Source organism: Bradyrhizobium sp. SK17, assembly GCF_002831585.1.
In the GTDB taxonomy this organism is placed as follows: Bacteria; Pseudomonadota; Alphaproteobacteria; order Rhizobiales; family Xanthobacteraceae; genus Bradyrhizobium.
The window spans coordinates 7,712,357-7,725,605 of sequence record NZ_CP025113.1 but is presented as its reverse complement, the minus strand read 5'-3'; the positions used below and the strand labels follow the sequence as shown (position 1 = coordinate 7,725,605).

The following is a 13,249-nucleotide window of genomic DNA, read 5'->3' as shown; positions in this document are numbered from 1 at the left end:
TAACCATAGATATTTACGTTGGCAGCAGGCGCTGGACTGTGCCGTCAGTTGAATTTGAGTCAAAGCCCATGAAGTTCGGTCGCCGCGCAGGCCCGAGACGTTCCGAAGCCACGGAACCCGCAGCGTCGTGGGAATCTGCCGGCGTGCCGGCCGGCCAGTCCTCCACAGCCATCACCAAGGGCGTGCTGAGCGTCCCAGGCGTGATCGCCTTTCTTCGCGAGAACGGCCAGCGCATCCTGATGCTTGCCGCGGTCATCTTCGCGATCGGCGTCATCGTGTTGATGTTGATCCCGGCGCGTTACGCCGCCACCGCTCTGGTCGTGGTCGACCCGCGTGAACTGCGCGTCACGACCGATCAGGATGTGCTGCCGGGCATCGGGCAGGATGCCGCGGCATTGCAGAGCTATGTCGAGATCGCCAAATCCGACGGCTTTCTCGGGCCGCTGATCGATCAGCTCAAGGTCGCCGAGGACAACGACATCTCGGGAGGCGGGACCGATGCCACGCGTCTGCTCGACCGGTTCCGCAAGCGGCTCGATATCTCCCGGCGCGGATTGACCTATGTCATCGCCATCACCTTCACGTCCAACAATCCGCAACGCGCGGCGTACTACGCCAACGCGGTTGCCGAGGCGTTCGTCGCCAGCCAGCGCGGCACCCGCACCGTGGCAACCGACGAAGCCGCCGACTGGCTGAAGAGCCGGCTCAAGGCACTGAACGACCGGCTGCGCTCATCGGAAGATGCCGTCGCCAGGTTCAAGCTCGAGCACCGGATCGTCAATGCCGGCAAGGATGCAACCACGCAACAATTGCGCGTCACCGATCTGACGCAGCAGGTCGCCGCGGCGCGCGCTCGCAGCGAGGAGGCCAAGGCCCGTTACGAGCAGTCGCAGCGCGACCTCAAGGCGAATGTCGACGGGCCGATCAAGCAGGACCTGCTGAGCACGCTGCGCGCCCAGCGCTCCGCGCTCAATGACCAGATCGCGCAGAAGCGCGGGGTGCTCGGCGACCGTCATCCCGACCTCGTGATGGCGCTCAGCCAGCTCAGCGACCTCAATCGGCAGATCGACATCGAGCGGAAGAAGAACATCGATACCGCGAAGTCGGAATACGAAGCGCAGCGCGACCAGCAGAAGGCTCTCGAAGACCAGTTGAAGGCGGTCGAGCAGCAAATCCTGGTCGACGGTCAGTCGCTCGTCAAGTTGCAGGACTTGCAGCGCGATGCCGACGCCAACAAGAACATCTACGAGCAGTTCCTCTCACGCTACAAGACGACGGACGAGCAGCGCGGCCTGCAAAGCTCGCAGACCAAGATCGCATCGCGCGCGACGCCGCCGTTGCGCTCGACGCTTCCGCCACTCTCGCTGCTGCTCGTCGCGCTTGCGATCGTCTCGCTGCTGTCGTCGACCGCGATTGTCGCCATGCCTGGTCTGACCCAGGTCCCGATCAGGACGATCCCGGTGCCTCGCCGCGCCGAGGCGCCGGTGCCGCCACCCGCGCTGCCGCCGGGGTTGCCCGTGCTGGCGCGCATTCCCAACATGGTGTCGCCGGATGCCGTCAGGAGCGTGTGGCAGACGCCGATTGCCACGGCGGTCGAGCCAGATCTCAGCGCGTATCTTCAATTGCTGATCGAGAACATCGAGCAGCTTCCGGGACCGCACGGCAAGGTGGCGCTGCTGCTGTCGGTCGAGGCCGGCGCGGGCGGCAGCACCGTCGCGCGGTCGCTCAACCGGTCGGCGGTCAAGAGCGGCACGCTCTGCGTCCTGATCGAGATGGAATCCGGACGCATCGATGCGGTGCCGGCGCAAGGCTCCGGAATGATCCGGGCCGATCTGCCGTCGGTCGTCGAGCTGCTGGGGGCCAGCAGCAAGGCACCGCCATATCCGCCTGACGACATTCGCGCCGATTTCGGCCTGATCATCGTTGACGCCTCGTCGCTTGCCATGCGGTCTGAGGCGGTGGCGCTGGCGGCCCACGCCGATCTCGTGATCCTGGTGGTTCGTGAAGGCGCCGCCAACTCGGTCGCCATCGCCAAGGCGCGGGCCGATCTATCCGGGTTCGGCTCGGTGCCGACCGCGCTTGTCGTCAATCGCGCGGCGGCCAACGCCGGTGTTCGCGAAGCCCGGGACGAAGCCCTGGGCCTGGCGAGCTGAGGCCGGTCTGTCCGCGCCGCGAACGCGCGTGCTGGGCGTTTCGAGCGAAGGCCGCGCAGATGCGCGCGGAAAAGGCGCGCCCTAATAGCTGCCCTGGTCGTTGCCGTCGGCGACGCGGACCGCATAGGGGCGGCCCTTCGATGACGCGAGATGCGACAGCACCAGGACTGACGGGTCGACGCCGGTCCGGCGGCGGCACAGCACATTGAGCGCGATGGTCGCGAGCATCAGCGAAGCGGTGGCAGAGATCGCAGCACCCAGCACGCCGAGCCAGGGGATCAGCACGACAAATCCGACCAGTCGCAGCGCCACGTTGGCGGCGACGACCGGAACATAATCGCGCTCGTGGCCGGTCAGTTGCAGAACGGCGGCTGACGGTCCGCCCGCGGCCTGGAACGCGGTTCCGATCGCGAGCACGATCAGCACCCATTGCTGCGCGGCGAAGTGCGGCCCGAACAGGCCGAGCAGGTAGGGGGCGCCGAGCCAGACGATGACGAGCCCGCTGAGCACGCAGAGCGCGGTCACCTCGGCCATCAGCTTCAGCGTATGTTCGAGCTCGATGTGGTTCTTGCTGAAATACAACGAGGGCAGGCGGCGCGCACCGAACGTGTAGAGCGCCGCCGAAAGCATGGCGAAGATGTTGGCCAGGCGCGAGGCCGCGAAATAGACGCCTGCCGTGGCCGGATCCAGCATCCAGTAGACCAGGATGACGTCGAAATACTGGTTTGCCGCTTCGAGGATCGACGCGAGCCAGAACCGGAACGCACTCCTGTTCCAGCGTGACGTCTCGAACCGGGCCGTGACCGCGCGCAGGTTCGGCAGCACGCGCACGATCGACACGATCTGGACGACCAGCCCGAGGGCCATCATGACCGTCATCGCGGTGAATAGTTCGGCAGGGGTGAGCTGGCGGTGAGCGAGCAGCGCGACGATCAGCAACAGGACGACGGCGACCCGCCAGAAGAATTCCCGATTGCCTTCACCCATCAGGATGCTGACCAGGGAGCGGGCGATCTGGCTGCCGAGCATCAGTCCGGCATTGACGGCCGTGAACGCCGACACCGACAGGACCAGCAGCCACCATTCGCCGCGAGCGACTGCCACCACGGCGATCGCCACGATCGAAATCAACATGCCGACCGCCGAGTACTTCAGGCTCGATAGCAGGACGCCCTTGGTGAGGTCGCTCTCGCCGCGCACCTGGTACTCATTGAGGAAGCGAACGAGCAGCAGCTCCTGGCCGACCAGTCCCACGACCGCGGCGATCTGTGCGACGGACAGCCAGGTCGCAAAATCTCCGAACGCGTCGGCCGTCATCGTTCGCGCGGCCAGCGAGAACAGTGCGAAGGCCAGCCCGCCGCTGCCAACCTTGAGCAGGATGGTCCCGGCTACGCCGCGCGTGACATCGCGCTGTAACAATCGGCGAACAGAGGCAATCACCTGAGGCGTCTCAATATCCAATCGGGCAGCTGACCCTAGCAATCCGTGAAGTCGGGAGTGTTAATGTTCTGTTGCTAAAATTCCGTTCCTGCTGGCGGGCTTGCGGGCACCACGCCGCGGTGAATCTTGCCAGCATGTCGCGTTGCTTCATTCTGGAACGTCGCCTGTCTTGCTGTCTCCAAACGGCGCAGCTTGACTGGTGCTCCAGCGTCCAGTCCAACAGCGCCGCTGCACTGCTTCCGGGTGCCAACGGCAAGCGATGACGCCCCGCAGCCGCGCATTGATCCGCCGTCGCGCTGCGCGGCCTCCAAACGATCGGTTTCATGGCCGCTCTCTGTGCAAGCCGTATGCCGCGAGCTGCCGGTCGCCCTCCGGGCGCTGTCGTTAACCTCAATAATGGAACTCATCGCGTTCGTTCGGTCCGGCGGCGGCGCGGCAAGCAAATTGCAGTTGTGGTGCAAACTGCGGTTGTGCGGCCATTGGCCGTCGGAGCGGACATCATGATTGCCGAGGAAACCACGACCATGCCGGCCGCGATTGGGGCGGCGGAGGTCATCGAGACGGACGTCGCCATCGTCGGCGCCGGCCTGGCAGGCTCGCTCGCCAGAGCTGTCCTCGCCCGAGCCGGGTACCGGGTCCTCCTGATCGACAAGCGCCAGATTCCACCGGATGAATTCCGCGTCGAAAAGATTGCCGGACGGCAGATCGATATCCTGCGTCGCCTGGGATTCATCGACGAGGTCAAGGCGGTCGCATCGTCGTATGACCGGTCGCTCAACATCAGGGGCGGCAGGCTGGTCGATATCAGTGTCGGCCGGTCCTATGGAATTTCCTATGCCAACCTCGTCGACATGGCACGCAGCCTGACGCCTGATGCGTCGAGCTTCCTGCTCGACCAGGTGACCGATGTCCATTGCAGCGAGGATCGTCAGCAGCTGACGCTGGCTTCCGGGACGCGCGTCGTCTCGCGTCTGGTCGTCCTGGCGACCGGCATGGCCAGCGCACTTGGCCACAATCTCGGCATGCGCCGGCAGATGATTGCCGCGCGACATTCGGTAACGTTCGGCTTCACGATCGCGCGGCCCGACAACGCGCCGTTCGGTTTCGACTCGCTGACCTGCTACGGCAAGGAGGCGGCCGACGGGGTGGATTACCTCAGCCTGTTTCCGATGTCGGGCGGCATGCGAGCAAACCTGTTCATGTTCCGCGATCCGACCGATCCGATCATGCGCGAGCTGCGCCGCGACACCAGACAAACGCTGCTCCGCCTGATGCCGGGCCTCGAGCCCTATCTCGGTGATTTCCAGATCGTCGGCCAGGTCAAGAACTGGGTCATGGATCTGTCCGTGACCGAGGGGCATCTGCAGCCGGGCGTCGTGTTGATCGGCGATGCGTTTCAGACCAACTGTCCGGCGGCGGGAACCGGCGTGAGCCGCCTGCTGGTCGATGTCGAACGTCTTTGCACGGAGTATCTGCCGCGCTGGCTCGAGACCGAAGGCATGGGCATCGAGAAGATCGCGCAGTTCTATTCCGATCGGGACAAGCTTGCCGCGGACCGGCACTCGCTGCAACTGGCGCGCTTCCGCCAGGCCCTGACCTCGAACACCGATGCTCGCTGGAGCATGCGGCGCAGACTGCACTTCCTGCGCCGCATGATCACGCATCGGGTGGACCGGATCCATCCGGGATGGGTCATGCGCGTTCGCGGCGCGCTCCGGTAGCAGCTACTTGCCTTCGCGGCTGCCAGCGCGACACGATCGGGTCAAACAGTCTCCGCGCGTCAGTGCGTGCCGGTCGAGGTGCGGATCGGCCCGAAGTCGGTCACGCGCTTGACGGCCTGCTTGATCCAGGGCGCCTGCTTCAGCGCAAACAGGGCTATGGCGCCGGCCGCGCTGCCGGCCTGTGTCACGCTCGACATCGGCGTGGGCTGACCCCCGAAATGCTTCTTGTAGGGTTCATCGCCGATGGTGAAATCCAGAATCCGATCACCGCGCTCGATGCAATCCTGCGCGACCCGTTCGAACATCAGCGCACCGATCGACTGGCTCTTGTATCCCTCGATGTCGAACGCCGTCATGACGACGAGAAGGCTGTCCCGGTGGACCAGTCCAAGGGCGGTGGCGATGACGTTGCCGTCCATCTTCATGGCATAGAGCCGGACAAAGGAGCCGACGCCGCGAAGCGCCACGTCCGAATAGAAATCGAAGTACTCCTGGCGCTGCAACAGGTCGCCGTCGCCCTGCGCCTGAAACCGCGGGCCGCGAAACTTCCTCATCACCTCCATGGCCGCGCCGATCGAGACGCTGTCGTCGCAACATGAGAAGGCGAGCTCGCCCTTCTTCTGGATCTGGCGCCACTTCTTTGCCAGCTCCTTCTGGTAGGATCGGCCCAAGGCACTGATCTGCCATTGCTCGAACGGCGCGACCAGGACAGTGGCATAGGCATTTGTATCCATCAGGCTGCGGTGAGGGGCCCCGAGCAGATTCTCGATCGGCATCCTGGCATCGAGCAGTTTTGGCATGCGCAGCAGATCGAACGGCCGCAGCAGCCGTCGCAGTCGCTCGCAGGCGTGCCGGTCCTGAAGCAGGTCGGCGAACGTCGTGGCGGCGCAGACCGGCGATAGATAGTCGGACACGCGAAGGTCGGCGAACTCGATCGTGCGCATCGGTCCGCGGCGCACGCGCAGCAACGGCAGCACCGCCGCCAGCGCGCCGGTTGCACGAGCGCGAACGACCACGATCAGCGGCTTTGCCGCCGCGGCGGGAGCGAGTTTTCGATACAGGCTGTCCAGCCACAGCGGATGTTGAAAGGCGGTGGCGTCCGATCTCCCGAACAGCTCCGCATAATCTTCGGATAAGAAGTCGAATGCGTCGTCGATGCAGACATCGAACGCGTCATCATTCTTATTCATGTGTGACCAGGCAAAATAACAATTTCAAAGCGCCGGCAAAGCGGCGGTCCTCTTATAGCAAAGGCCGGCCGCCACCGGCATCGTCGGAATACGATTTGGATTAATGTACTGGATCGATCTTTGCGCCTTGTTGCTGGTGGAACGTCCCGCCCTGGCAGGAATTCGCTGCTTCTGTCGTCTCACGCAGCGGCAGTCGGCATCTTTAACAATTCCTTTACAGCATGGGCAAATCGCGCCTGCAAGGTCCGGCGGGCGGCGTGGACCGGATATTGCAGTCAAGGGCCTGTTAGCCCTGGAGCCGCTACTGAGATGCCGAGTCACGACCAAAACGCCCGCGTTTCCGACGCAATCTTGCCTTCGCAGGCCGATCGCGCATGGCCCCGGCGTCTCAATTCGGGCACAGCTGCTCCGCCTGTCCGGATTTGCGACAGTCAGCGTGGCGGGCAACCGGCGGTCTCGGCGTACGTGCCAGCTGGATCGTTGATGCCGAACGGCCTGCCGGAACGGCGCATCAACCCTGCCGGCAGGGCGGCGACCGCCGATGTCCCCCGGGCAACCGTCGGAGGGCTGCGGCTCGCCGTGCTCGATCGCCAACAGACCGCGGACTTCATGGTCGGGGTGGTGTACCCGAACCGGCGTGTCAGCCGGCCTCTGTATTTGACCTCCGCCAATGGCGAGGTGCTGTCGCGCTGCTCGACCGAGCCGATGACCGATCGGTTGTTTCGCACCGCGGATCTGATCAATGCCGACGGGCAGCCGCTTGTCATGGTGTCAAAGCTGCGGTCGTCGAAGCCGCTTCCCGAGCGGGTGGCGACCACCGACTTGTTCCATGACGTCGCGCGCAAGGCGGAAGCGCTCGGGCTGACCTTCTATCTGTTCGGCGCCAACGAGGCCGAGAACAAGGCGGCAATCGCCAATGTCCGCCGGGCGTATCCGGCGTTGAAGATCGTCGGCCATTCGCACGGTTATCTGCGCGGCGACGCGCTGCGGGCCAAGGTGGACGAGATCAATGCCCTGGCGCCGGATTTCCTCTGGGTCGCGCTCGGCGTGCCCTACGAGCAGGCCTTCGTCGACGAATTCATGCCGCTGCTGTCCAATGTCGGCGTCATCAAGACCTCGGGCGGACTGTTCAACTTCCTGTCCGGCTCGCGGCCGCGCGCGCCGAGATGGATGCAGATCGTTGGGCTCGAATGGGCCTGGCGTCTCTGGCTCGAGCCGCGCCGGCTGTTCTGGCGCTACCTGACCACCAATCCGCACGCGCTCTATCTGCTGTTCAACCGGAGCCGGTCGTCCGGCAGGGACTAACCGCGGCGCGGCGGCGAGTTCAGGATGGCCCTGTCGGCCTGTTGACGCGATTGTCCCGCGCCGCCAGCACCCCGCCTTTGTAGACCGAACGCCCGGAAGGCCGCGCAACCACGGCCTCCTGGATATGTGCGGCGTTCAGGGTCACGAAATCGGCCCTGGCTCCCACATGCAGGCCGTAGCCCTCGAGCCGCAGCGCCTTGGCGCCGGCCGTCGTGATCATATCGAAGGCGATCGCGAGCTCTTCATCGGTGTAGAAGCCGGAGCGGTATCCGATCATCATCGCGCGGCCCAGCATGTCGCCGTCGCCATAAGGCCACCAGGAGTCGCGGATGTTGTCGTTGCCGCTGAACACCGTGACGCCGGCCTTCCTGAGCGTGGCGACCGGCGGAAACGGCCGGCTGCCCGGCGCGTTGGTCATGATCGAGACGCCCGAACGCGCCAGGATGTCGGCGGTCTTCTTCAGCGCATCGGCAGGGATGTCGCCGAGCCCGTAGGCGTGGCTGACGGCGACGCGCCCTTCCATGCCGAGCGCGCGCGCTCGCGCCGCGATCTGCTCGACCTCGAAGGCACCGAGCATGCCGCCGTCATGGAGATGGATGTCGACATCGACGCCGTGCTTCTGCGCGACGCCGAACACCACGTCGAGATGGCCCTCGACGTCGCGATCGAAGCTCGCCGGGTCGAGCCCGCCGACCGCATTGGCGCCGAGCCTGATCGCCTCGTCGAGCAATTGCGGAGTGCCGGGACTGCTGAGAATTCCGCTCTGGGGGAATGCCACGAGCTGGATGTCGATCAGCTGCCGATATTCGTCGCGCACCTTGAGGATGGTCTCGAGCGACTTCAGGCCCACCGAGCCATCGACCATGACGTGACTGCGCATCTGCGTCGTGCCATGTCCGATGCAGAGATCAAGCTGGTTGCGCGCCCGCACGTCCATCGGCGCGGCCGCTGCCATGTTCTCGGCCTGGAACGCAACCCGCTCATGGACGTCGAAGCCATTGGTGCAGGGACGATGCGGCCGCCAGGTGTCGCCGTAGAAGCTGGTGTCGAGATGGATGTGGCCCTCGACGAATCCAGGCACGACAAGCGCGTCGCCGAGATCGACGGTCTCGATCCCCGCCGGACGCTCACCTGCGGCTTCGATCGCGGCGATGCGGCCGTCACGAACCAGCATGTCGCGGCGCATGCCGTCGCCAAGCCTGGCATTGATGAAGAGTTTGTCGGCCGGCATCGGATCTGTCCTCGTCGCTTGCTTCACATGCGGTGCGCGCTGCGCGTCATGCCTTGCCTAACATGATCGAAGGAATAATACTCGCACCGAACAGCCAGACAAGGAACCGAGAGCGTTGTCGGACATTGCGAGCAGGGGATTCGATGTCAAGCGCGCAGCGTTTGCCGCGACCATCGGCAACATGCTGGAGTTCTACGACTTCATCACCTACAGCTTCTTTGCGACCGAGATCGGGCACACCTTCTTCCCCGCGCAAAGCGAGTACGGCAGCCTGATGCTGTCGCTTGCGACCTTCGGCGCCGGCTTCCTGACCCGGCCGATCGGCGGCGTCGTGCTCGGCATCTTCTCCGACCGCGTCGGTCGACGACCGGCAATGCTGCTGAGTTTCGCCCTGATGGGAGGCGCGATCCTGACCATCGCGCTGACGCCGTCCTACGCCGCCATCGGCATCGCGGCTCCGATCGTCGTGATCCTGGCGCGGATGGTGCAGGGATTTGCGCTCGGCGGTGAGGTCGGACCGACCACGGCCTATCTCGTCGAGATCGCGGCACCCAGGAATCGCGGCCTGGTGGTGGCATGGCAGCCTGCGAGCCAGGAGGTCGCGGCGACGGTCGGCGCGCTGGTCGGTGTCATCCTGAGCAGCACGATGGCGCCCGACATGCTCCAAGCCTACGGCTGGCGCGTCGCATTCCTGCTCGGCGCCGTCTGCCTGCCGTTCGGCATCTGGATGCGCCGCACGCTGCCGGAAACGGTTCCTCATGATGCGCGTGCGGCTGCCAACATAGAGGGCTCGAACCATATCAAGCTGGCGCGTTGGCATTTCCGCGTGATCGTGCTGGCGTTGATGATTCTGGCGAGCGGCACGATCTCGACCTATGTGACCCAGTACATGACGACCTACGCCAAGAATACGCTGCACGTACCGTCGTCGCTCGCCTTCACCGTATCGCTGGTGAGCAACGGACTTCAGATCATCGGCGCGGTGCTGGGCGGCTGGCTCGCCGACCGGCTGGGGCGCAAGCCGATCATGATCTGGCCGCAGCTCGTCGTGCTGGTGCTGACCTATCCGGCCTTCCTCTGGATCGTCCGTGAGCCCGGTGCCTGGTCGCTGCTGTTCGGCTTCGGCATCCTGTCGTTCATCGGATCGCTGCCGTTCACGGCATTCTACGCCGCCTTCACCGAGGCGCTGCCGCAGAACATCCGCGGCGGCGTGTTCGCCACGATCTACGCGGTCGCGATCGCGACGTTCGGCGGCACCGCGCAGCTCGTGGTCACGTGGTTGCTGCACGTGACGGGAGATCCGCTGGCGCCGTCCTGGTACCTGCTGCTCGCGGCCGCGGTCGGCATCGTCGCGATGAGCCTGATGCCCGAGACCGCGCCGGTGAAGGTCGGCGAGACCTAGGGCCTTTCGAACCAAGGATCCAGTGCCCGTTCCGATTCAGTCGAAACGGAACTGGCTCCTGGCGTCGACAGCCGCGCTCAATCCATGTCGCGGAAGGCGTGGCCGTTGGCGTCGATCTCCTTCACGAGCTGCGGCGGCAGATTGGCCTGCGCCGAGGTGCCGTCGAACACCCAGTCCTTGGCATCGGCGAGGTCGGGAAGGCCCGCGCCCTTGCGAACATAGAGACCGACCGACGCCTTGTTGGGATTGATGTAGAGATCGTAGTCCTGCATTGCGTGCTCCTCTCCGTCGATGATCAACAGAAGTCTCCGGACTGGCCCGAGGCTTCTGGAAGAGTGAACGCCGATGGGGCTAGGCCGGTTTCTTCTTCGCCTCCGGCGCCAGCACCACCGACGCTTCGCTGGTCAGCATCAGGAAGGTGATGGTCTCCTGGAAATAGAGCTGGACCGCGGTCGCCGAGTGGCTGAGATAGCCGATCGACAGATCCTGGCCGATCGAGAGCTGGAAATCGCCGCCGCGGGTGGTCAGCAGGACGCCGCCTTCGATCGCGGGCGCCCAGATGATCTTGCCGTCGACCAGGCGCTGGATGTGCTGCAACACCGGATAGCCGTCGTCGGTCGCGCCGCCGATCGCGGTATAGGGCTCGGTGCCGAGCAGCAGCGTGTAGGGTCCGTTGACGCCGGCGAGCCGCAACTGGCTGACCGCCTGCGCCACCACGTTGGGATAGTTCTTGATGCTCGACGGCAGCGTCAGCACCGGATTGCTGCTGCCCTCGCGGATGCCTTGTATGCCGGCGGCGGTGTAGCCGTCGAACACCGCGCGATCCTCGGCGAAGGCGATCTTGCGCGCGGCTTCCTTCAGCGGATCCCAGTCGGAATCATTCGAGCCGCGCTCGACATCGTCGATCGCCTGGCGCGTGAGCTCGAACGGCACCCGCAGCTCGACCAGAGCGCGGACGTCGCGTTGCGTCGCCTCGACCCCGTCGCCGGGGGTTGGAATCTTCGTAAGATGGCCGGTGCCGACCGCAGAGAAGTCCGTTCCTTTGGGGCCGTCGACGTCGACGACACGGCGCGCCGCCAGATGGCGCTTCAACGTGCGGGTGGCTTCCTCTTCGATCTGGGCCCATGCCGCCTCAGAGATGGGAGCCAGTCCCCGATGCAGATTATTCATGTCCAGCCTCTCCTTTCAGTGAGCCGATACCGAGCGAGCCATCGGCCGGCGGCAGTCTTGGTGCGGGTGTGTCGTCGGCCCCGGCGTCATCCAGCGACGGCTCGGCGGGCGGGGCCGCGGGTGCCGCGCTCGCGGCATCCTCGAGGAAGGTCGCCGACGGGATGAAGAACAGCGTGCCGGTCACGGCGCGGCTGAAGTCGAGCAGGCGGTCGTAATTGCCGGGCGGCCTGCCGACGAACATGTTCTCGAGCATCTGCTCGATCCGGTGCGGGGACTTCGCATAGCCGATGAAGTAGGTGCCGAACTCGCCCTCGCTGACATTGCCGAACGGCATGTTGTCGCGGACGATATCGAGCTCTTCGCCATTCTCGACGATCGTCGTCAGCGCGTTGTGCGCATAGCTAGGCTTCACCGCGTCGTCGAGCTCGATGTCGGACAGTTTGGTGCGGCCGATGATCTTCTCCTGCATCTCGACCGGCAGCTCGTTCCACTTGGTCAGGTCGTGCAGGTATTTTTGCACGATCACATAGCTGCCGCCGGCGAAGGCCGCGTCCTCGTCGCCGATGATGGTGGCCTCGAGCGCCGCCTGATCCTCGGGGTTCTCGGTGCCGTCGACGAAGCCGAGCAGGTCGCGCTCGTCGAAATATTTGAAGCCGTGCACCTCGTCGGAGGTGGCAACGGCATCGCCGAGCCGCGACATGATCTGGGTCGCGAGCTCGAAGCAGAGGTCCATCGGCACGGCGCGGATGTGAAACAGCAGGTCGCCCGGGGTCGCGACCGCGTGGTGGACGCCGTGGATCTCGCGGAACGGATGCAGGCCTTGCGGCTTCGGCGCGCCGAACAAGCGGTCCCATGCATCGGAGCCTATTCCCATCACGCAAGACAGCCGGCCCTCGAGATCGCGGAAGCCGACGGCGCGCACCAGCGCGGCCAGATCGGCGCAGAGCGACCGCACCGCCGTATCAAATTCCGGATTGGGCTTGATGGTGACCGCAAGGAAGATGGCCGCGCGCGTCAGCTTCGCAGCGACCGGTTGCGGAACGGCTGATGGCACGCAGGTCTCCTTAACTAACGGCACTTCCACGACAAAAAAGGCGGGCCGAACGCCAGATCGGCGTCTGGATACCGAGAGAGGAGCATGCCATCGGAGCCTTTACAAGAGCCCGGATTGCCAAAGCGAGATGAGATGAGGTTGAATCGTCATCTCGCTTTGGCTTCCTGTTTGCGCATGATCTTTCCGGAAAACCGCTTCGCACTTTTCCGGATCAGCTTTAGGCTTCCGCGGACGGACCAACGGGCTTGCCGGACTTCTCCTCCTCGAGGGTCACCGCGATGGCGGCATTGGCCGACAGCCGCACCTTGGAGCCCTCGACGCCGGCAACGAAGCCGAGCTCGATATAGTGGTGATGACCCTTGTGGAAGCCGTCGCTCTCGCTCTTCTTGAGCTTGATGCGGTTGCCTTCGACGCGATCGACGGTGCCGACATGCACGCCATCGGCGCCGATGACCTCCATGTTGTCCTTGATGCCCTGCTGCGTCATGGCGCTCTCCCTGGTTGAGTTCGGCTTGAATGTTCAGCTTGCATATGATGCGCCCGGACGACGCGGCGATGACAGCGTGCGTCGCTGGCGGTGCGC

At 64.8% G+C, this 13,249-nt stretch carries 11 protein-coding genes; 4 read left to right on the top strand and 7 right to left on the bottom strand.

The annotated features are described in order from the left end of the window. Positions 1-68 precede the first annotated feature (68 nt). The gene (locus CWS35_RS35860) at positions 69-2,153 is read left to right on the top strand and encodes an exopolysaccharide transport family protein (RefSeq protein WP_100955755.1); all 2,085 of its coding nucleotides are present in this window, start codon (positions 69-71) and stop codon (positions 2,151-2,153) included. Between the two features lie 81 nt (positions 2,154-2,234). Here the strand turns inward: CWS35_RS35860 and CWS35_RS35855 are convergent, their stop codons facing one another. Beyond that, a complete protein-coding gene (locus tag CWS35_RS35855; RefSeq protein WP_100956952.1) occupies positions 2,235-3,593 on the bottom strand; it encodes a lipopolysaccharide biosynthesis protein in 1,359 nt (452 codons plus the stop codon). 500 nt (positions 3,594-4,093) lie between these two features. Here CWS35_RS35855 and CWS35_RS35850 point away from each other — a divergent pair, with 500 nt between their 5' ends. Further along, a complete protein-coding gene (locus tag CWS35_RS35850; RefSeq protein WP_100956950.1) occupies positions 4,094-5,314 on the top strand; it encodes an NAD(P)/FAD-dependent oxidoreductase in 1,221 nt (406 codons plus the stop codon). Positions 5,315-5,373: 59 nt separating this feature from the next. Here the strand turns inward: CWS35_RS35850 and CWS35_RS35845 are convergent, their stop codons facing one another. After that, positions 5,374-6,504 carry a GNAT family N-acetyltransferase gene (locus CWS35_RS35845; protein ID WP_100955754.1) on the bottom strand — a complete coding sequence of 377 codons (1,131 nt, stop codon included), beginning with the start codon at positions 6,502-6,504 and terminating at the stop codon, positions 5,374-5,376. 495 nt (positions 6,505-6,999) lie between these two features. Here CWS35_RS35845 and CWS35_RS35840 point away from each other — a divergent pair, with 495 nt between their 5' ends. Beyond that, on the top strand, positions 7,000-7,809 hold the full coding sequence (locus tag CWS35_RS35840; RefSeq protein ID WP_024583870.1) for a WecB/TagA/CpsF family glycosyltransferase: 810 nt from the start codon (positions 7,000-7,002) through the stop codon (positions 7,807-7,809). Between the two features lie 19 nt (positions 7,810-7,828). Here CWS35_RS35840 and CWS35_RS35835 read toward each other — a convergent pair whose 3' ends face one another. Next, positions 7,829-9,040: an amidohydrolase family protein gene (locus tag CWS35_RS35835; RefSeq protein WP_100955753.1), complete on the bottom strand. Its 1,212-nt coding sequence runs from the start codon at positions 9,038-9,040 to the stop codon at positions 7,829-7,831. A 115-nt stretch (positions 9,041-9,155) separates the two neighbouring features. Here CWS35_RS35835 and CWS35_RS35830 point away from each other — a divergent pair, with 115 nt between their 5' ends. Further along, the gene (locus tag CWS35_RS35830) at positions 9,156-10,442 is read left to right on the top strand and encodes an MFS transporter (RefSeq protein WP_100955752.1); all 1,287 of its coding nucleotides are present in this window, start codon (positions 9,156-9,158) and stop codon (positions 10,440-10,442) included. 77 nt (positions 10,443-10,519) lie between these two features. Here the strand turns inward: CWS35_RS35830 and CWS35_RS35825 are convergent, their stop codons facing one another. From CWS35_RS35825 to CWS35_RS35810, 4 genes are all read right to left on the bottom strand, one after another. Beyond that, positions 10,520-10,714: a hypothetical protein gene (locus tag CWS35_RS35825; RefSeq protein WP_024583867.1), complete on the bottom strand. Its 195-nt coding sequence runs from the start codon at positions 10,712-10,714 to the stop codon at positions 10,520-10,522. Between the two features lie 79 nt (positions 10,715-10,793). Next, on the bottom strand, positions 10,794-11,612 hold the full coding sequence (locus CWS35_RS35820) for a family 1 encapsulin nanocompartment shell protein (RefSeq protein ID WP_100955751.1): 819 nt from the start codon (positions 11,610-11,612) through the stop codon (positions 10,794-10,796). After that, complete coding sequence (locus CWS35_RS35815; RefSeq protein ID WP_100955750.1) at positions 11,605-12,666, bottom strand: Dyp-type peroxidase; 1,062 nt, start codon at positions 12,664-12,666, stop codon at positions 11,605-11,607. The genes CWS35_RS35820 and CWS35_RS35815 overlap by 8 nt, the downstream gene beginning before the upstream one ends. A 217-nt stretch (positions 12,667-12,883) precedes the next feature. After that, complete coding sequence (locus tag CWS35_RS35810; protein ID WP_024583864.1) at positions 12,884-13,153, bottom strand: DUF2171 domain-containing protein; 270 nt, start codon at positions 13,151-13,153, stop codon at positions 12,884-12,886. Positions 13,154-13,249: the final 96 nt, after the last annotated feature.

Excerpts from the sequence above, each read along its gene's own strand:
- CWS35_RS35860 (WP_100955755.1), top strand. The coding sequence starts at position 69 with ATGAAGTTCGGTCGCCGCGCAGGCCCGAGACGTTCCGAAGCCACGGAA.
- CWS35_RS35850 (WP_100956950.1), top strand. The coding sequence starts at position 4,094 with ATGATTGCCGAGGAAACCACGACCATGCCGGCCGCGATTGGGGCGGCG.
- CWS35_RS35845 (WP_100955754.1), bottom strand. The coding sequence starts at position 6,504 with ATGAATAAGAATGATGACGCGTTCGATGTCTGCATCGACGACGCATTC.
- CWS35_RS35835 (WP_100955753.1), bottom strand. The coding sequence starts at position 9,040 with ATGCCGGCCGACAAACTCTTCATCAATGCCAGGCTTGGCGACGGCATG.
- CWS35_RS35825 (WP_024583867.1), bottom strand. The coding sequence starts at position 10,714 with ATGCAGGACTACGATCTCTACATCAATCCCAACAAGGCGTCGGTCGGT.
- CWS35_RS35820 (WP_100955751.1), bottom strand. The coding sequence starts at position 11,612 with ATGAATAATCTGCATCGGGGACTGGCTCCCATCTCTGAGGCGGCATGG.
- CWS35_RS35810 (WP_024583864.1), bottom strand. The coding sequence starts at position 13,153 with ATGACGCAGCAGGGCATCAAGGACAACATGGAGGTCATCGGCGCCGAT.